The 18,831-nt window shown below is 68.4% G+C and carries 15 protein-coding genes and 1 pseudogene; 11 read left to right on the top strand and 5 right to left on the bottom strand.

Annotated elements, in window-relative coordinates:
• Positions 1 to 42 precede the first annotated feature (42 nt).
• The 5 genes from JK363_RS17685 (at position 43) to JK363_RS42490 (ending at position 3,634) form a co-directional block, all read left to right on the top strand.
• A complete protein-coding gene (locus JK363_RS17685; protein ID WP_201875873.1) occupies positions 43 to 1,053 on the top strand; it encodes a GlxA family transcriptional regulator in 1,011 nt (336 codons plus the stop codon).
• A 169-nt stretch (positions 1,054 to 1,222) separates the two neighbouring features.
• Positions 1,223 to 1,876 (top strand): helix-turn-helix transcriptional regulator, encoded by a 654-nt coding sequence (locus JK363_RS17680; protein WP_201875872.1) that lies wholly within the window; start codon positions 1,223 to 1,225, stop codon positions 1,874 to 1,876.
• On the top strand, positions 1,873 to 3,006 hold the full coding sequence (locus tag JK363_RS17675; protein ID WP_201875871.1) for an aminotransferase class I/II-fold pyridoxal phosphate-dependent enzyme: 1,134 nt from the start codon (positions 1,873 to 1,875) through the stop codon (positions 3,004 to 3,006). The genes JK363_RS17680 and JK363_RS17675 overlap by 4 nt, the downstream gene beginning before the upstream one ends.
• Entirely contained in the window at positions 3,003 to 3,272 is a 270-nt protein-coding gene (locus tag JK363_RS42495) for a hypothetical protein (RefSeq protein WP_236075875.1), read from the top strand. Before JK363_RS17675 ends, JK363_RS42495 begins: the two co-directional genes overlap by 4 nt.
• The gene (locus JK363_RS42490) at positions 3,158 to 3,634 is read left to right on the top strand and encodes a Rossmann-fold NAD(P)-binding domain-containing protein (RefSeq protein WP_307821776.1); all 477 of its coding nucleotides are present in this window, start codon (positions 3,158 to 3,160) and stop codon (positions 3,632 to 3,634) included. The genes JK363_RS42495 and JK363_RS42490 overlap by 115 nt, the downstream gene beginning before the upstream one ends.
• A gap of 192 nt (positions 3,635 to 3,826) precedes the next feature.
• Here JK363_RS42490 and JK363_RS17665 read toward each other — a convergent pair whose 3' ends face one another.
• The 3 genes from JK363_RS17665 to JK363_RS17655 all read right to left on the bottom strand — a co-directional run bounded on the left by JK363_RS17665 (position 3,827) and on the right by JK363_RS17655 (position 6,215).
• Positions 3,827 to 4,234, bottom strand: coding sequence for a RidA family protein (locus JK363_RS17665; protein ID WP_201875870.1), 408 nt, complete (start codon positions 4,232 to 4,234; stop codon positions 3,827 to 3,829).
• 209 nt (positions 4,235 to 4,443) lie between these two features.
• Positions 4,444 to 5,277, bottom strand: a complete 834-nt coding sequence (locus JK363_RS17660) for a MerR family transcriptional regulator (protein WP_201875869.1) — start codon at positions 5,275 to 5,277, stop codon at positions 4,444 to 4,446.
• A 23-nt stretch (positions 5,278 to 5,300) separates the two neighbouring features.
• A complete protein-coding gene (locus JK363_RS17655; RefSeq protein ID WP_236075874.1) occupies positions 5,301 to 6,215 on the bottom strand; it encodes an alpha/beta fold hydrolase in 915 nt (304 codons plus the stop codon).
• A gap of 197 nt (positions 6,216 to 6,412) precedes the next feature.
• Between JK363_RS17655 and JK363_RS17650 the strand changes: the two genes are divergently transcribed.
• The gene (locus JK363_RS17650) at positions 6,413 to 6,988 is read left to right on the top strand and encodes a GNAT family N-acetyltransferase (RefSeq protein ID WP_201875868.1); all 576 of its coding nucleotides are present in this window, start codon (positions 6,413 to 6,415) and stop codon (positions 6,986 to 6,988) included.
• 663 nt (positions 6,989 to 7,651) lie between these two features.
• Here the strand turns inward: JK363_RS17650 and JK363_RS17645 are convergent.
• Together JK363_RS17645 and JK363_RS17640 are read right to left on the bottom strand one after the other, a co-directional pair.
• Positions 7,652 to 9,226 (bottom strand): SMI1/KNR4 family protein, encoded by a 1,575-nt coding sequence (locus tag JK363_RS17645; RefSeq protein ID WP_201875867.1) that lies wholly within the window; start codon positions 9,224 to 9,226, stop codon positions 7,652 to 7,654.
• 33 nt (positions 9,227 to 9,259) lie between these two features.
• Positions 9,260 to 10,513, bottom strand: coding sequence for a hypothetical protein (locus JK363_RS17640; RefSeq protein WP_201875866.1), 1,254 nt, complete (start codon positions 10,511 to 10,513; stop codon positions 9,260 to 9,262).
• A 199-nt stretch (positions 10,514 to 10,712) separates the two neighbouring features.
• Here JK363_RS17640 and JK363_RS17635 point away from each other — a divergent pair, with 199 nt between their 5' ends.
• From JK363_RS17635 to JK363_RS17615, 5 genes and pseudogenes are all read left to right on the top strand, one after another.
• Positions 10,713 to 14,552, top strand: a complete 3,840-nt coding sequence (locus JK363_RS17635; protein WP_201875865.1) for an nSTAND1 domain-containing NTPase — start codon at positions 10,713 to 10,715, stop codon at positions 14,550 to 14,552.
• Between the two features lie 379 nt (positions 14,553 to 14,931).
• A pseudogene (locus JK363_RS17630) lies at positions 14,932 to 15,255 on the top strand (GNAT family N-acetyltransferase); the annotation flags it as partial.
• Between the two features lie 435 nt (positions 15,256 to 15,690).
• A complete protein-coding gene (locus JK363_RS17625) occupies positions 15,691 to 17,010 on the top strand; it encodes a cytochrome P450 (protein ID WP_201875864.1) in 1,320 nt (439 codons plus the stop codon).
• Between the two features lie 68 nt (positions 17,011 to 17,078).
• The gene (locus tag JK363_RS17620) at positions 17,079 to 18,104 is read left to right on the top strand and encodes a UbiA family prenyltransferase (protein WP_236075872.1); all 1,026 of its coding nucleotides are present in this window, start codon (positions 17,079 to 17,081) and stop codon (positions 18,102 to 18,104) included.
• A complete protein-coding gene (locus JK363_RS17615; RefSeq protein ID WP_201875862.1) occupies positions 18,094 to 18,801 on the top strand; it encodes a ubiquinone/menaquinone biosynthesis methyltransferase in 708 nt (235 codons plus the stop codon). The genes JK363_RS17620 and JK363_RS17615 overlap by 11 nt, the downstream gene beginning before the upstream one ends.
• Positions 18,802 to 18,831: the final 30 nt, after the last annotated feature.

Raw genomic sequence — 18,831 nt, 5'->3', positions numbered from 1 at the left:
CCGGTAATATCGCCACCTGTTCACAGGCGCCGGAGGAGCCGCATGAGTCCGCTGCGAGTCGGTGTGCTGGCCTACCCCGGTTGCTTCGCGTCGGAGGTGTTCGGAGTCCCCGACCTCCTGGCCATGGCAACGCACGTCGCCGCGGCGCAAGGGCCGGGTCAGCCGGCCTACGAGGCGTCGGTCATCTCACCCCGGGGGCGTGTGAGCGCGTCCGGCGGCTGGGCCCTCGACGTCTCGCCGGTTCGCCCGGTAGACGTCCTGATCGTGCCGGGCTTCGAGCTTTCGCCCACCCTCGATCTCGACGCGACACTCGCACACCTGGGACCGGAAGTAGCGTCGATTCGATCGCTGGCGGCCTCGGGGACCGCTGTTGTATCGATCTGCGTGGGCGCTTTCCTGGTCGCTGAAGCCGGGCTGCTCGGCGGGCGCGAAGCGACCACGTCCTGGTTGTTCGCGGATCGGTTCGCCCGCCGGTACGCCGATGTGCGTCTCCGCCCGGAGAGTTTGGTCGTGACCGACCGGGGGGTGACGACTACAGCGGCCTTCAGTGCCATGTACGACTTCGCGCTGCACTTCATCCGCGAGCACGACGGCCCCCGCGTCGCCCGTAGCACCGCGCGTATCGCGCTTGTTGACGATGCACGTTCCACACAGGCTCCCTATGTCGACTCGGGGCTCATACCCACGGTGGGCAGGGAGTTCTCGCTCAGCGTCAAGCGGTGGCTCGACCAGAACCTCAGTGCTCGCTATGACCTGGCCACCCTCGCCCAGGAGTTCCACGTCAGCACCAGAACCATGCTCCGCCGCTTCGGCGACGAAGCGGGTGAGACGCCACTTGCGTACCTGCAAACGGCCCGGGTGCGCCGAGCCAGACACCTGCTGGAGACGACCGACAGGAGCGTCGCACGCATCGCCGCCGACGTCGGATACCGCGACCCCGGGGCGTTCAGCGGCCTCTTTGCCAGACACACGGGCCAGCGGCCGAGGGAGTACCGCGCGAGATTCCATCGTCGCTGCGACCACCACGAGTCAATCCGACGAGCGGACACGTGAGACCCGCCGGCGACGTCACACACCAGCACTCCTGCTGGGCCTTCGCATTTCGGTATTAATCGTTGCGTTCTATCGCAAATGCCGCCTGATCGGCTGGTCAGGCCCATGCGCGCTTTCTCGGGAGCGTCGTGCATGGACACTTCGTCCAGCGTGGACTTATAGTCCATCCATGGAGGCAGTCGAAGAGAGCACGGATCCTCGAGTGCGGCTGTGGGCCCCCGTGGGTCAGGCCGTCGCCCTGTTGCTCGGCCCGTACGCCGAGGTGGTGCTGCACGACCCGGATGCCGACCGGATCCTGGCGATCTGGAATCCGATGAGTTCCCGCAGTCCGGGGGATTCCTCACTGCTGGGCGAACTGGACGGGCTGGACCCGTCGGCGCGGGATGTGTTCGGGCCGTACGAGAAGCTGCTCGCGGACGGTCGGCGCCTGTCGTCGGTCAGCGCTGTCCTGCGCGACGCGGACGGCAAGGCCCGCGCGGTGCTGTGCGTCAATCTCGACCGCACGCCACTGGAGCAGGCCGCGGCCGTGCTGTCCGCGTTCGGCGCCCCGACCGCGCCCCGGCCGGAGCCACTGTTCGAGCAGGACTGGACCGAGCGCGTCCAGCACATCGTCGGCGCGTACGTACGCGAGTGCGGCCGCCCGGTCGAGCGGCTGACCCGCGCCGACCGCCTGGCCGTCCTCGCCCGGCTGGACGAGGCCAGGGTCTTCGCAGTGCGCCGTGCCGCCCCCGTCGTCACCAGTGCCCTGCGGGTCTCCCGATCCACTCTCTACGGCCTGCTGGCCGAACTCCGAGCACCCAGCACAAAGGACCACACAGAATGACCCGACTGCCCGACTTCCGCCTGGAAACCTACTTCTCCCGGTGGGAGTTCACCGCACGCCACCACCTGACCGCCTCCGACGTCCAGACCATGCACCTCGGCGAGTTGCTCGACCTGGCCGACGACCAGGACCGCGCAGCGTTCCAGAACCTCTCCCTGGGCTACACCGAGACCTTCGGCGACCCGGCCCTGCGCGAGACGATCTCCGGCATGTACGAGCGTGCGGACGCGACAGACGTCATCTGCTTCGCCGGCGCCGAGGAGGCCCTGTACCTGGCGATGAACGTCCTGCTGGACGCGGACGACCACGCGGTGGTGGTGACCCCGAATTACCAGGCGGCCGAGACTGTGCCACTCGCCCTGTGCGAGGTGACCGGTGTCGCCCTGGACGCCGGCCGTGACTGGGCTCTGGACCTCGACCAGGTGAAAGCGGCGATCCGCCCCAACACCCGGGTCGTTTCGGTGAACTTCCCCAACAACCCCACCGGCAAGGTCATCAGCGCCGCCGACTTCACCGAGCTGGCACGCATGTGCGACGAGCGCGGCATTCACCTGTTCAGCGACGAGGTCTACCGCGGCCTGGAGCGCGACCCGTCCCGCACCCTGCCGCAGGCCGCCGACCTGTCCGAGCGCGCCCTGTCCCTGAACGTGACCTCCAAGTCGCTCGGCCTGCCCGGCTTGCGGATCGGCTGGATCGCCTGCCGTGATCGGGAGTTGCTGTCCAGGCTGGAGCGGGCCAAGCACTACACCACCATCTGCAACTCCGCCCCCAGTGAGGTCCTGGCCCGTATCGCGCTCAAGGCCCGCACGACGATCCTGGACCGCAACCGGGCGCTCATCGAGGCCAACCTGCCGCTCTTCGACGCGTTCTTCGCCGAGTTCGCCGACCTCTTCGAGTGGCAGTCCCCGGACGGCGGCTGCGTGGCCTACCCCCGCTACCTCGGCCCCGAAGGGGTGGAGGAGTTCTGCACCCGCCTGGTCGAGGAGGCCGGCGTCCTGCTGCTGCCCGCGAGCATCTACCGTTCCGAGCTCACCCCCACCCCCACCGACCGATTCCGTATCGGCGTCGGCCGCGCCAACCCCGAAGCGGGCCTGGACGCCTTCACTCAGTGGCTGCGAGCCAACCGATGACCCCGCTCATCCTCGGCACCGCCGAGATCAAGCGCGTCACCACCCCGGAGCTGGTCCTTGCCGCCGTCCGTGACGCGCTGATCGCCCACGCCCACAGCCGCACCAGCGTCCCACCACCGCTGCACCTTCAGTTTCCCGAGGACGACGGTGACTGCCACGTCAAGGCCGGCTGGGTCACCGGCACGCCCGACTTCACCATCAAGATCGCCACCGGCTTCTACCGCAACACCGCGGTCGGCCTGCCCACCAACCATGGCCTGGTCTGATCACCACTACACCGGCCACGGCCCCGGTCCTGCAAGCCGGTCAGGTCCGCGAGGGCGCGCACGTGACCGGCATCGGCACCGACATGCCACACAAGAACGAACTGCCACCGGCGCTCTTCGCCCGCGCGGCGCTGATCGCAGTGGACGACCACCAGCAGTGCCTGGACCACGGCGACTTCGGCCGTGCCGTGCGCGCAGGGTCCACCACCGACACCAGCGATACGCCCGTCGGCCTCTTGCTCGCAAGCCCCATCGATCGGCCGGACGGGGCGATTACGATCGCGGACCTCACCGGCGTGGGCGCACTCGACGCAGCACTCGCCACGGCCGTCCTGCGCGAACTGGCGCCGGAGGCGAAGTGACCGCTTTCACGCTGTTGATGCGACAGCCGAGCACTGCGACCATCCGTCGCTGCTGATGTCGTTGCTGCCAGGGAGCCTCCGGCTGGAGGGGGAGGACATCTAGCGGAAGATGGAACTCCTTGCCCGGCAACTGGTGGCGATTCACGGGTTGCCAGCGTCGTCCGGGGCCTTCCGCGCTGCCTGGAGCACTGCTCAGTCGAGGACCGCGGTGGCTTCGATCTCGACCAGATGGTCGGGGACGTCCAGTGCGGCTACGCCCAGCAGCGAGGCCGGCGGGACCGGGGTGACCCCCAGTTGTGCGGCCGCCCGGGAGATCCCCTCCAGGAGCAGGGGCATCTTGTCGGGGGTCCAGTCGACGACGTACACGGTCAGCTTCGCCACGTCGTCGAAGGAACCACCGGCCTCGGCCAGAGCGGTGGCGATGTTGAGGTAGCACTGCTCGACCTGCGCGGCGAGGTCGCCTTCGCCGACCGTGACACCCTCGGCATTCCAGGCGACCTGCCCGGCGATGAAGACCAGTTTGGCCCCGGATGCGATCGACACCTGCCGGTAGACGTCGACTTCGGGCAATCCGCCGGGGTTCACCAGGGTGATGGCCATGCTGCCTGCCTCCATGTCGTGGGAGCCGTCTTTGGTCTCCTGTCGTTACTGAGGAACCGTAGGAGAGTGGTCGCTGACATGGAAGAACGCACTTCTTGGTGACTGGGGAACCTGATGGTGACCAAGCAGTTCAAGGGCTCACCCAAGGACGAAACAGACCTGACACGCGCGGACTCGCGTTGCACGAGGATTCCCGCTCTCCAAGGGGGCTACGCCGTTCCTGGATCGGCATCAGACCCGGTGTCTTCCTGCCGTGTTCCGGCCGCACCTCGTGTTGGGTCCACGCGCTCGAGCTTGGTCCAGCCGGTCCAGCCTCGCTTCTTCAGCAGCTCGATCAGTCGGCGGGCCGGGGGCAAGGCGTCGAAAGCCAGCGTGTCCATCAGCGTGACGAACGGTGGCTCGATGTCGGTGTCGTCGACGTAGTCCTCGCCCCGCTCATCGGCCATCTGCGTGACGTAGGCGGCCAGTTCGTCGGCCAGCTCGACCAGCCGTGGATCGTCGTCGGACCGGTCGAGAGCCTGGCCCAGGGTGAGATAGAAGTCGATGAGCCGCGGGTCGGCCATCTGCTCCCGCTTGCGCGCCATCCACTCCGGGACTCGCTCGGGGGAGTGCGCGGCCAGCGGGATCCAGCCGTCGCGTTCGACCTGGATGATCCGCTCGTCGACCCCCAGCGCCCGCAGTCGGTCGAGGAAGTCGACCACCTCCGGGGGCAGCGCCAGATTGTCCCCGGCGGCGAGGCGGGCGATCCGCTCGCGGTGCCGCTGCCGCTCCCCGATCTCCGCCCGAAGCCGCCTGTCGATGTCCGCGACCGCCGCGGCGAACTCCTCCTCGTCGGCCTGTAGCAACTCCCGCACGCGCGCCAGCGGGACCCCGGCCCCGGCGAGGGTCCGGATCTTGATCAGCTCGACCATGGCGTCGGCGCCGTACCTCCGATAGCCGGAGTGATCCCGCTCCGGCTCCGGCAGCAGCCCCTTGGCGTGATAGTGCCTCACCGCGCGCACCGTCACTCCGGCGTACGACGCCAGTTCGCCGATCGTCAGCATCGGACCAGTCTCCTGGGAACTGCTCAAGAAGTCGGCCTGCCGGCTGGGTGGAGTGCACTGCGGATGATCTGGGCGACGTCCGGGGCGTGGGTGAAGACCAGCCGGTGGCCGGTGTCGACCCAGGAGGTGGAGATGTGCGGCCGCTCGTGAACGAGCCGTTCGACGCCGGCACGCCAGAGCTGGTTGTGCCGCGGCACACGTCCTTCGGTGCTGTCGCCGGCGATCGCGGTCGACATGATCATGCTGATGGGGTGTTCGATCTTCCGGTACCGGTCGAGGAGGGCGGACCGAACCACATCGATTTCGAGGTTCAGGTCGAAGATGTCCTGGGCGGTGAGTGAGACCTGACGCGTGCTGCCCTTGACCCGCTGGACCCCTTGCCGCGTCGCCAGGTCCTCCGCCATTGCGCGGAATTCCGCCAGGTCGGCCTCGGTGATGAACGGTTCGGGCAGCGGGTTCGCCCCATCGATGAGGACAAGCTCTGCGACGGTGTCAGGACGCTCGGAGGCGTAGTGCACGGCCAGGTCCGCGCCCAGCGAGTAGCCCACGAGCACGGGCTCCGAGGGCAGGCCGAGGCGTCCCAGCTCCGCGAGCACGGCGACGAGATCGCTCAGGAACGCGTCGAAGGAGTAGCGGTCGGCGGCCGAGGCGAGGCCATGGCCCCTGAGATCGAAGGTCACCACGTCGTGGTCGCGTCGAAGGAGCTCGGTCAGCTCGTGCAGATCGGCCTGTGTCGAGTTCAGTCCAGGGCACAGGACCAGCGGTCGTCCCTGCCCGCCGCGGGATACCGGGATCGTGACGCCATCGTGGTGGACCGTGAAGTGCCGTAGGGTCCTGTCGCCTGTCGGCAACGACGCGTGCAGTCCGGAGACCTCGATCGTTTTGCTTCGTGTCGTCATGCCAAGCATGCTGAGAGGTTGACCCTGCGTCAGGGTCAACTCGTCGCAGCGGCCTCTCTCTGGCCACGGGGCGCCCGCCCCGCGCCGTGACACCCACGAACCCGCACGAGAGCGTCGGATGTGCGCGATCACGAACATGGCGTCGGCAGTGGCCTGCGACAGCGGCCACGGACATCAGCGGTGGCTCGTGTGTACGCGACCGCAGGTGCCGAAGCCGCTGACTCTAGGATCCTCGGATGGCAAGCACGAGATACCTCCTGCGAGGCCCGCGAGTGGCCGTTCGACACATCTGTCATCAGGACTATGACGAGCTCACAGCGCTGGCCCAGGACAGCGCCGAGATGCTCCGCCGCCGGCTGGGCGTCGCCGAGCACACGGTCGAGGCGTTCGAGAGTCGGCTCGGGCGTTTCGAGGAGCCCACCCACGAGGGCTTCGTGATCTGCCTGCACGGCAACGGCGCGATCCTGGGGGGTGTCAACATCAACAACATCGTCCGGGGCGCCCTCCAGAGCGGAACTCTGGGGTACACCGCCTACGCCTCCACGACCGGCCGCGGCTACATGACCGAGGGGCTCGGGCTGGTCGTCCAACATGCCTTCGGTGATCTCGGACTGCATCGGCTGGAGGCGAACATCCAGCCGGACAACACCCCCTCGCTGAACCTCGTCAAACGCCTCGGCTTCCAACGGGAGGGCTACTCGACCGCCTTCCAGTTCATCAACGGCGAGTGGCGAGACCACGAGCGCTGGGCCATCACCGCGGAGATGGCGGGGACGGCCACACAGCCCACCAGCCGAGATCAGGTCTGCTGAGGTTCGCACGCACCGGCGGGCCGACCGACATCAGCTGCCAGTCCCGCGTTGAACTACACCGCAACGGCAGGGGAGTTCAACGCGGTGCAGGGGCCGGGTGTTCAGCCCGGTGATGCCGCGCCGGTGAGCGGATGCCAGGCATCCCAGCCGCATCAGCCCGGTGTGCGGGAGGCGCCCGCGTAGGACTTCGCCGACCACCCTTCGGCCAGTGGAGAATGGTGGTCATGACGACGTGTAGGAAGTGCGGCGGCCAGCGGCGCCGGTGGCCTCGGTCTTGTTCCCGGTGCCGTTCCAGGTTGGACCAGGCAGACATGGCCGCTGACGCTGGGGAAGTCGTTGCGGAGTTCGGTTTGTTCGGGTGGATTGGACGGGGGATTGCGGGAGCGGCGCGGTTCATGCTGCGTGTTTTCGACTGATCGACCGCACGCGGGCACGGGCGGACCTGCGTTCTGGCGCTTCGGTTCCGACGGTCACCAGGTGCTGCTACGTCGACGGGGTCGTCTTCGCCGCGGTCTTCGTATGCGCGCCGCATCCCATGCTGCCGTGGCGCAACACGGTGCTGGCCATTGCCGCTCCCGCCGCGGCCCCCACCGCCGCAGAACCGGGCGCTGACGCCCGGACGACGGTGGGGACCGGTGAAGGGGCCCCGACCCGGGGCGCTTTTCAACCGCCGACGGTGGTGAGGGTGCCGGTGACGCGGAGGGCGTTGTCCGTGCTGAGGCCGAGGCGGGCAGCCCAGGCGAGGGCGTCGTCGAAGGTGGCGTTTGTGTCGGCCAGGAGGGCTGCGGTGAGGGTGGGTGGCACCTTGGCCTCGTCGAGGAGGGTGGTCCACTGGCGGGCAGTGAGGGAGAGGTAGCGGAGATCCGGAAGGTCGGCCAGGACGGGGAGGTTGGCGACGTCGGCTCCCGAGAGGTCGAGGCCCCGCAGGTGGGGGACGGTGCGCAGGGAGGTGATGTCGGCCGGGGCGGTGGTGGTCAGGTCGATGGAGGTGAGGTGGGGGTGGGCTTCGAGGGGAGTCAGGTCGCCTTCGGTGAGGCTGATGCGCAGGGATTCGACAGGCAGTTCGCGCACGGGCGTCAGGTCGGCCGTGGCGGAGTGGTTGAGGTGTAGGCGCCGGAGCCTGGGGGCGGCGGTGAGCGGGGCGAGGTCGACGAGGCCGGTGACGTTGTTGATGTGCATCGCCTGGAGGGTGGGCGGGACCTCGTCGGGGATATCGCCGCCGATGATCTGCTGGGGAGCGGGATCGTGGTCGGGCTCGAGCAGGGAGATGTGGTCGCCGTCCTTCTCGTAGGCACCCTGGTCCATCAGTTCCAGGTAGTGGCCCAGGAGTGAGGTGATCGAATCGGCGACGTAGGTGGGTCCCTCGTCGTAGTCGCGGCCGGTCCGGATGATCTGGCCGGGGCGGCCGTCGCGGGCCGGAGCGGTGTCCGCGGCCAGGAAGTTGCCGTCCTCACTGGTGCCGAAGCGCAACCAGCCGGGGTGGCCTCCACATCGGCGGACGGTGTCGGTGGGTGTGGTGTCGAAGACGACGGCGTCCCATTCCAGATCCCAGCCGTACCAGGGCCGTTCGCCCGCGCCCCACTCGGTGTGCTCGGCGACCATGCTCTCCAGCGACAGCCAGGCGTTGCCCTGGAACAGGTAGCGGTGGTGGTGGCCAAGGCCGTCGCCGTCGGCTATCAGGTAGAGCGCCCGCAGGTCGGCGGGCAGGCGGTGGCCCAGGCGGCGTTCGGCCTCCTCGATCGCGGCGGCGGTGGCGGGCGGGGGCAGTTCCTCGGGGTGTCCCAGGATCGCGGCACGCCGCTCGAGGTAGGCGCGGAAGCGGGCCACGGCCAACTCGGGGTCGCCCGTCGGCGCGGCGGTGCCGGGCTGCTGATGTTGGCCGGGCTGCGGCAACTGGTAGTCGGGGTCCAGGACCACCTGGAAGCCGCTGCTCATTCCGGTCACCCTGCTGATGGCGTCGCTGAAGGCGACGAGCCGGTACTCGCCGGACGGCCGGCACTGAATCTCCAGGCTGATGGGCTCCCAGCCGCGGTCCTCGCGCACTCTCTCCGCCAGCGCCATGAGTTCCTCGTAGGGATTGGGCAGGCCCGTGTTCCAGCGCTCCTGCTGTCGGCTGTAGCCGCCGGTCACTCCGGTGCCACCCCGCCCTGCCCGGCCGTGCAGCACCGCATGCGTCCAGCCCTTCGGGGCCCTGGCGACGATCGCCTCGACTATCGGTCGTACCGCCTGCTCCACCATGCTCTGCTCCTGTGCTGTCGAACGTGCCGGGCATCATGGCACTGACCACCGACATGGAGACTGGGTGTCCTGAACGCGCCGGACATCGGCAACAGCAAGAAGTGCGAGAACGGTCGTCGGCAGACACGCCGGCTTCCCTCGAGCGCATGGCCGTAGAGGAGGTCGTTTGGATGCCGCCTCTGGTGCGGGGCGAACCGCGTGGTCGGGTGGGAGCGGGTCTGCTTGGATGGCGGCATGGCAGCGGAGCGCTGCGCTGGTGTCCTCCGTCTTCCACTCCACGACGACAGGGGCACCCTGACTGATCGCGACCGAGGCCAGCTCCTTGGTCCCCTTCGGCAGCGGGACGTTGGTCCACTTCTTGCCGTCGTAGCGCAGCGCCAGCGCCTGCCAGGAGCCGTCAGGCGCCTGGGTTTGCCCCACGGCCCACACCTGCCCGCCCGGCCCGGCGACGACCGCGTTCAGCCCTGCGCGCGCGGCACCGACGCCGGGAACGGCGACCTTGCTCCAGCGTGCGCCGTCGTAGTGCAGCAGCACCGGCTTCCCGGGCTTGATGAAGCCCGTGCCGCCCACGGCCCACACGTCGTCGGCGGCGAGCGCGGTGACGCTCGACAGCTGCCAGTGGTCCCTGGCCCCCGCACCGACGTCCGGCAGCTTCTGCGCCTTCCAGCGGGTGCCGTCCCAGTGCTGGAGCATTCCGACAATGTGGGAGCCGCCTCCGGAGACAGGTACCTGCGCCGCGCCCGCTCCCCGGGCATCGCCGGGAGCGCGGGTGTCGACGGAGGTCAAGCCGGCGCCTGTGGTCCCCCGGGGCACCGGAGCGACAGCGGACTTCCACGCCTTGCCGTTCCAGCGCTGCGTGACCACGCCGCCGAGCTGTTCGGCGTAGTCACCGACCACGAGGCCGTTGCGCGGCGAAGAGGTGTCGACGTCGTTGTACCGGATGTCGTCGGACCCTGGCACGGGCGGCGTCTTCACCCGCTTCCAGCCGGAGCCCTTGCGTTCGTCGCGCTCCCACAGGGTGGGTACCATCTGGAAGTTGTTGTCCTCCTTGGGGACGAACCGCGTCCCCGCCACCCACGTCGTCTGCGCGTCAGGCCGCGTGGAGGCGAAGAGCGGGGCGTTGCCCGGCGTCACCCTCGACTCGCTCCACCCGGAGGCATGCGGCGAGCCCACGGACGGAGTGGACTCGGTCGCGGAGGCAGCGGCCATCGCCGGCATCGTGCTCGCGGCCAGCGTCAGCGCGGCCCACGGCACCATCGCACCGCGGACACCCCGGGTACTGAGCAACTTTTTCAACATTGCTGCCTTTCACGTAGACATCAGCGGACGGCCCGTGCGCTCTCTCCCCCTGGGGCTCGGCGCGCGACCGCTCCGCCATTCCAACGGCTGTACGGTTGTTCAGCAGCCCTCTTCCGAAGCACTGAACAATGGCGAAAGCGCTGGTGGTTGGGGGGCGACGGGGAGCAGGGCAACAAGGGGAGAACGGGTGGGCCGTCGTGAGAGGCCGGTGGACCCGAGCGCGGGTCCGGTTCAGCGCTTCGCTTACGAGTTGCGCAAGCTGCGTCAGGAGGCCGGAGGGCCGACCTACCGTGCGATGGCGCAGCGGGTGCGGTACTCGGTCACGGCCCTGTCCCAGGCGGCGGCGGGCGAGCAACTGCCCTCGCTGCCGGTGGCGCTGGCGTACGTGGAGGTCTGTGGCGGGGACCGGGCGGAGTGGGAGGAGCGCTGGCGGGAGGCGGCCACGGAGGCGGCGGAGGCGGCGGTCGGGGAGCGGGCCGAGGACGCCGCCGCCGTCGACCCGCCCTATCGTGGCCTGACCCGCTTCGAACCGGGCGATCACGAGCGCTTCTTCGGCCGTGACAGGCTCGTGGCCGACGTTGTGGAGCTGGCGCGGAGCAATCGGTTCACTGCCGTCTTCGGCCCCTCGGGAAGCGGCAAGTCCTCGCTCCTGCGGGCGGGCCTCATCCCCGCGCTCCGGAACCCCGGGAACGGCGGTGGCGCCCCGTCGGCGGCACCGCCGCCCGTCGTCATCCGGGTCCTGACGCCGGGTGAGCACCCGGTCCGTACGCACCGCGCGGCGCTGATCCCGAAGGCGGGGGGCGGCGACACCTGGCTGATCGTCGATCAGTTCGAGGAGGTGTTCACGCTCTGTCAGGATTCAGCGGAGCGGGGCGAGTTCATCGATGGGTTGCTCTCGGCGCGTGAACCGGAGAGTCGGCTGCGCGTCGTCGTCGCCGTACGGGCCGACTTCTTCGGCCGCTGCGCCGAACACCGCGGGCTGGCCGCCGCGCTGCGGGGCGCCACGCTGCTCGTCGGCCCGATGGGACCGGCCGAGTTGCGCGAGGCGATCGTGCGGCCTGCCGCCGCGGCGGGCCTGATCGTGGAGCGGTCGCTGACCGCCCGGATCGTGGCCGAGGTCGCCGACGAGCCGGGCGGTCTGCCGTTGATGTCCCATGCCCTGCTGGAGACTTGGCGCCGACGGCGCGGACGGACGCTGACGGAGGAGGCGTACGAGTCCGTGGGCGGGGTCCACGGCGCGATCGCCGCGACGGCGGAGCGGGTCCACGGCGAACTGTCCGCGCGCCAGGCGGAGCTGGCCCGCCGGATCCTGCTGCGGCTGATCACCCCGGGCGAGGGCGCACAAGACACCAGGCGCCCGGCGGACCGGGCGGAGCTGGACGCGGACGGAACACCGGGGGATGCGTCGGACGACACGTCGGTGGTGCTGGAGCGCCTGGTCCGGGCCCGCCTGGTGACCGTGGACGACGGGGTGGTCGACCTCGCCCACGAGGCGCTGATCACCGCCTGGCCGCGGCTGCGGGGCTGGATCGAGGAGGATCGCGGACGGCTGCGCGTCCAGCGGAAACTGATGGAAGCCGCGCGGGCATGGCAGGAGCTGCACCGGGAACCGGGCGCGCTGTACCGCGGGGCGCGGCTGGTGGAGGCGGAGGAGGCGTTCGGCTCGGACCGGGAGCGAGCCGCCCTCACCTCTCTGGAGCGGGCGTTCCTCACCGCGAGCAGCGGCGGGCGCCAACGCGAGCGCCGCCGGGTCCGGGCCGTGGTCGGCACGCTGTCCCTGCTGCTCGTCCTGGCGATGGTGGCGGGCACGGTGGCCTGGCAGCAGAACCGCGAGGGCGACCGGCGCCGCGCGGAGGCCACCTCGCGCCGCGTCGCGTCGATCGCGGAGACCATGCGCTCCGCCGACCCGGTGACGGCGCTGCGGCTGAGCGCCGCCGCGTGGCGGATCAGCCACACGGACGAGGCGCGAGCGGCGCTGCTGGGGGCGGTGACGCAGCAGGAGCAGGACTCCTTCACCGTGCCCGGCGCGGACGTCGACGGGGACGAATACTTCAGCGCGGACGGGCGGACGCTGGTGCGCGTCGCGGCCGGCCGGGCAGAGCGCTGGGATGTCGCCGGCCACCGCCGGACTGGCGGACTCCGCCTGGCCGGCGAGGAGCAGGTGGTGGACCTGTCCCCGGACGGACGGCGGTTGCTGGTGGCGGCGGGCGGTCGGTTGACAACCCGTGACCTCGACACCGGGAAGCCGGTCGGCCCGCGCCCTGCTCCCTACACCGAGGACACGAACGCCGTGTACGCCCCGAGCGGGCGCACGGTGCTCCTTGCCGACGACCACTCGGTCGGGCTGTGGGATGTGCGGCGCGGGCGCTTGGTGTTCCAGCGTACGGGCAAGGACATCTACCCAGCGGTCGCAAGTCCGGACGACCGGCTCGTGACGCTGTGCGTGGGGCATTCCCTGGAGCTCTGGGACATCGCCGCGCGGCGTCAGGTGCGCCCGCCCCGCGCGGCGGCGCTGTCGCGCGCCGTCTGCGGTAGCGGCAAGATCCCCGACAGCGGCAAGGCGTGGGAGTTCGATCCGCAGGGCCGCAGGCTGGTGGTCGGCAGCGAGAAGCCGGTCATCTGGGACCTGAGGTCCGGGAAGACACTGCGGATCCCCTACGACGCCGACACGCTGGACGGCGTCCGATTCAGCCGCGACGGGCGGTTCGTCTCCACGGTGGGCGACCAGAAGATCACGCTGTGGCGGATCTCCGCGGATTCCGCCAAGGCGGTCTACTCGCACCGGCTGGCCAGCGAGTACGCCCCGGGCCACTGGCTCGATCTGGACCGGGGCGTGATCCGGTACCAGGAGGGGATCGGCGACGGCACCGACGCCGTGCGGACGCTGTTCCTGGGCGATGCCACCGCCTCCCCCCGGCGCCGGGAACCAGCCCAGAAGGCCGCGTTCAGCCCCGACGGGCGGTTGGTCGTCACGGCTCGCCTCCACGGGAGGCGGATGCGGTTCGAGGCGCGGCGTACCGACGGCGGCAGCCGGGCGGCCTCGCTGCCGCCGGTCGACTGCGGCACGGCCGACCGGCCGCTGAGGAAGAGCGAGCAGTGCTGGGCGCACCTGGCGTTCAGCGGCGACGGGCGGACTCTGGCCTATGGGGTCGGCGCGCAGCAGGTACGGGACGCCCCGGGGGACCGGGCACGGACCGGGGCGCGCCCGGAACGGATCACGGTGTGGGATCTGCGGGAGAACCGCAAGCGGGCGGAGCTGGTGCTCGCGACGGACATCAAGGAGACGGAGAGCGCTGATGCCATCGCGCTGAGCCCGGACGGCTCCTCTCTCTTCGCCCTCCGGCCGGACCCCGGAGCCTTCCTGGAGCAGTGGGATGCACAGCGCCGCACAAAGGCGGCGCGGCATACCGAGAAGGCCCCTGGCAGAACAGGCACCTGGTTTGTTCCTCCGGCCGGGGCCATGGCGGTGCGCCCCGACGGGCGACAGCTGGCGACCACGCACGGGATCGGCTTCACCCTGCCCTCGGCCCACCGGGCCCCGGGTGCCATCGGGCAGATGGACGCCCACGCGCTCGCCTACAGCCCCGACGGCGAACGGCTCGCCCTGGGCGGCCCCTACGACCGGGTGACCGTGTACGACGGCGACGGGGTGCGCTCCCTGGGCTCGCTCTCCGGAACGTACTCGGGCCAAGCCCGGAAGGAGGAGCCGGTGGCCGCCCTCGCCTACTCGCACGACGGCGCGACACTGGCCGTGGCGGGCACGAAAGGCACGGTCCAGCTGTGGGACGCCGCCTCGGGGCGCCCGCTGGGGACCACGCTCAGCACCGCTGCCGACCCCGTCCTGGCGATCGCGTTCAGCCCCGACGACCGGACCCTGCTCGTGGCCGGGGCCCGGACCCCCCTCAGGGCCTACCCCGTCGACCCCGCCCGCGCCACCGCCGCCGTCTGCGAACGCGCGGGCGGCGGCCTGTCGCGCGCCGACTGGTCCACGTACATCCCTGAGGTCCCGTACCGCGACATCTGCTGATCCCGGCCGGTGGGGGGCGGTGCGGAGAGAGGCGGGGCGGTGGTCCGGCCGGCCCAGGCAGCCGACGCGCTGTGGGGTGCCCCCTGTATCAGCCACAAGTGCACTCATTATCAACGCAGTTGTGTACTCAGCGCTAACGACGTACCGACCACATTCCGGCACGCTGGAGAGACGCGGATCCCGTGGCGATCAGCTCGGCGACGGCGCGATCTGGGCCAAGGACCGCAACGGAAACGTCGTCGCCGAAGCCCGGTGAAGGCGTGATCCGCCTCGCCCTGACCGCCTGCTGTGTAGGCAACAGGTACAACATCTGCTCACTGCCGGTGCCGGTGTATTCCTGACCGGCCCGAGGGGAGCATGAACGAGGGGGCCGCACCCGGATCTGCCGGTCGCGATCGGCGGTATCGACTATCAGGTTTCCAACGGAGCCGGGACCTTGTGGCAGCTCGCTGTGATTCCGGCACTCCAGTCCCGCGGTCTGGGAACGCTGCTGATCCGAGCCGCCGAGCAGAGGATCAGGAGCCGCGGCCTGCGCAGGGCCGAACTCGCCGTGGAGGAGAACAACCCTCGGGCTCGCGCCTTGTACGAGCGCCTGGGCTACAGCGCGTTCGGCCGCGAACCCGATGCCTGGGACGAGGAAGGTCCTGACGGATCGATGCGTCGCCACGAGACGATGTGCGTTCTCATGCGAAGGGAGCTTTGAAGACCGGCGTCCAAGAGTCGGCGCACACGCTCGTTCCCCTGCACCACGTCAACGCCTTGCCATCCGCGGGGAAAGACGTCTCGAACTCCACGACAGCTTCGTCCCGTTGGACTGCATACCAGCCATGATCGTGCTACGGGCTCATAGGAAGTACAAAGCCCTGGACCGGGTGGCAGCTTCCTGTCAGATTGTTGTGCCACTTGACCTTTTCGGGGTAGGAAAGATCTTCGTGACAACGGGGGATCTCGGTATGCCTGCGGTAGGCGGAAGCAACTGTCTTCCCCGTGTACTCGATTTGGACTCCATATCCAGCGCTCTGCGAGACACATCGGCTGACCAGAGGGATCGGGGATGGCGGGAACTGCAAGCAGCGCATTGCCCACGAGGCAGATACGGCATAACAGTGGTGTTCTCTCGTCGCCGACAGCACCAGGGGTGCGCGTTCCGGTGCTCGGAGATGCTCTGCGACTGCGGGCGAACCTGCTGAATGCCATCCAGTACGCCGCTTCGGACGGCAGTGAAGTGTCGTCTTTCCATGTCGGCCCCAAGAGCATACTTTTCGTCAATCGAAGCACTGCGGCGGACATTGTCCTCTCGGACATTCATACCTTCGGCAAGCCGGACGGCAAGAATCCGCTGAGGCTGGTGCTCGGGGACGGGTTGATCAGTAATCCGAACCATGACAACTGGTTGAAGCGGCGGAGGGCGCTTCAGCCCATGTACAGCCGCTCCAGCCTTGCGGGCATGCAGCGGAAGATGGCCACCGTGATGGCCGAACGCACCAGGCGATGGGAACATCAGGACCGAACAGACCTGAATGTTCACGAGGAAATGCTGGCCGTCGCCCTCGACAGCGTGTCGATCTGCATGTTCAGCCGGTACGGCGACACAGTGTCCGACATCATCACGCCGGCAACGGCCTCGTTCCTGCTCGACTTCGTCGAACGTCGGCTCCGGGGGCCGTTCTCCTTACCGGTGAGCGTGCCGAGTCGGCGTAACCGTCAATTCACCTCGACCTTGCACAATCTCGATGATCTCGTCTATCGGCTCATACAGGAACGACGCAGATCCGACGAACAGCACGGCGACCTTCTGGATCTTCTGCTGGAGGCCAGAGTCGGCGACGCCGCGGAACCATTGACCGATCTCGAGGTGCGGGACGAAGTTCTGACCACGTTCTTGGCCGCGTACGAGACCACGGCCAGTGCACTGACGTGGATCCTGTATCTGCTCGCGTGTTACCCGGACATTCAGCAGCGCGTTCGCCAGGAGGTGCGTTCGTCTGCATCGATGGATCACGAGGGTGCTCCACGGGGGCACAAGGAGCTGCGAAGCGGCGCATTTCTGGAATGCGTCATCAATGAGAGTATGCGGCTGTTCCCGCCGTCTCCGACCATTCCACGGCATGCAAAGAAGGATGCGCTCATCGGCTCGGCCGAGGCTCCCGAAGGAGCGCTTGTGATGCTCAACGTCGCAGCTATCCAGAGGGATCCGACCGTCTGGGAACGGCCTGACGAATTTATTCCGGAGCGCTTCATGAACGGCACACCCGGTAAGGGAACGTATATGCCCTTCGGTGCCGGTGCCCATATGTGCATCGGCAAGGGGTTTGCCATGATGGAGATGAGTCTGCTGGTGATGAATGTGGTCGACAAGTTCGAGATATCGTTGCGGGACTCCACAGGGCCAGAACCCATGGCGCTCATCACCCTCAGGCCTCGTGACGGGTTCGGACTGACCCTCACAAGAATCTGAACTCCCGCCGCTGGTACCTGCCGCTGGTACATGTCTTCTGGAACGCACGACATCATGAGAGGTGGCCAATGCGCCGCGTGGCACGTTTCAACGCGATAGTTGAGCTCGTGCGTCCTCGTACACTTCTGGTCACCCCACTCTCATACTGCGTGGGTGTATCCGTGGCTGATCACGGCTTCGACCTCGTGGTGGTGCTCGGCATCGTGTTTCATGTTCTCGCCCCTCTGGCCGCCAATGCGCACAACGCCGTGACGGACCTGGTGGAGGACGGGAAGAACGTACCCGGCCGCTTGAAGCTGGTCGAAACAGCAGGCGAGCAGCTGCTCCAGAGGATTGTGTACGCAAGCCTGGGCCTCATGCTCGTGCTCTCGCTGATGATGTCGCTCGCCCAGAGCATCATCTGGGTGTTCAGCGTGTTCCTCGTTCTCGGCTACTCCTCACCGAGATTCCGGCTCAAGGGCCGTCCGGTCACAGGTATGGCCGTGTTCGCGATGGCAGTCACCGAACCGTTCATCGCGGGCGCGCTTCTGGGAGACTCGTGGTGGGAGATTCCTCAGTACGACTCCTACCAGCCAGTTGCCCTTGGGGCGTTCCTGTTCTTCTGGTACTTCGCGAAGGGAATCATGAAAAATGTTCCCGACTACGCCGGAGACAAGGCGGCCGGACTCAGGACGATTCCAGCGCTCATGTCATCACAGCGCTCCGCCGCCTGGGCCGCCGCGATAGCGACCACACTGGTCTATGCCGCGTTCCCGGTGCTCGTTCTGGTCACCGGGCTGCCCGATCGCCTGGCTTATGTGGGCCTCATGACACTGCCGGCCGTGGCTAACATGATCTCCATGGTCCGGGCCCGAACGCAGCTCGAGTACAACCTGGTCGGCCAACGCGACATGTATGTGTCCGTGGTGTTCCTCGGCCTCCTGCTCTTCGCGTGGCGACCGTCGGTGGGCTCAGCGCTGATCGGGCTCCTCGCTCTTGCGGTCATGGTCTGGACGGATGTGTCCGGAAGGGACTCCAGGGCCAGTCGCCATCTGGACCGCACGGAGTCAGAGGTGAGCATTCCAGTTGGAGGAGGCCCCAACGGTGACCAATGACCGCACGCCCCGTGGCAAAGGCTCCGAAGTGCATGGGATCTTCGAGAAGATCGCCGGGTACTACGATCGGATGAACTTTGTCATGACGCTCGGCCGTCATGACGCATGGTGTCGTGAGGTGGCCGCACGTGTCGCACCGCCCGCCGGCGGACAGCTCGTGGACCTGGCCACCGGGACCGGTGTGATCGCCTTGGCGGCGGCACGCAAGTACCCTGCCGCCACTGTGACGGGCGTCGATTTCTCGGAGGAGATGCTACGACGTGCGAGGACCAAGTCCGGGGCAGACGCGGTCCGATGGCGGCAGGCGGACGCAGCCTGCCTGCCCTTCGAAAACGAGTCAATCGACGGAATCACCCAGGGCTATCTCCTCAGGAACGTCGAAGACCTGGACGGAGTGCTTCGCGAGCAGTACCGAGTTCTCAAGCCCGGTGGCCGGGTGGTGATTCTCGAAACGTGCCCCCCGAGCGGCCTCGCGAAGCCGGTCGTGAAGTGGGGAGTGCGCACCGTCGTTCCGCTGCTGGGGCAGGTTGTGGCCCGTGACCGATCGTCCTACAGCTATCTGGAATCCAGTACGCTCGCCTTCGAGTCGCCACGACATATCGCCGAAATTCTGAGTGGACTTGGTTTCAAAGGAATTGGCTGGCGAAAGAAGTTCTTCGGCACGAATGTCATTCTGTGGGCCACCAAGCCGCGATGATGGAGGCGGCGTGCCGAACTAGTCGACGCG

Origin of the sequence: Streptomyces coffeae, from assembly GCF_016741875.1 — a bacterium.
GTDB classification, from domain to species: Bacteria; Actinomycetota; Actinomycetes; order Streptomycetales; family Streptomycetaceae; genus Streptomyces; species Streptomyces coffeae.
Note: the sequence above shows the minus strand (reverse complement) of the source record. Positions and strands in the feature narration are given on the sequence as shown.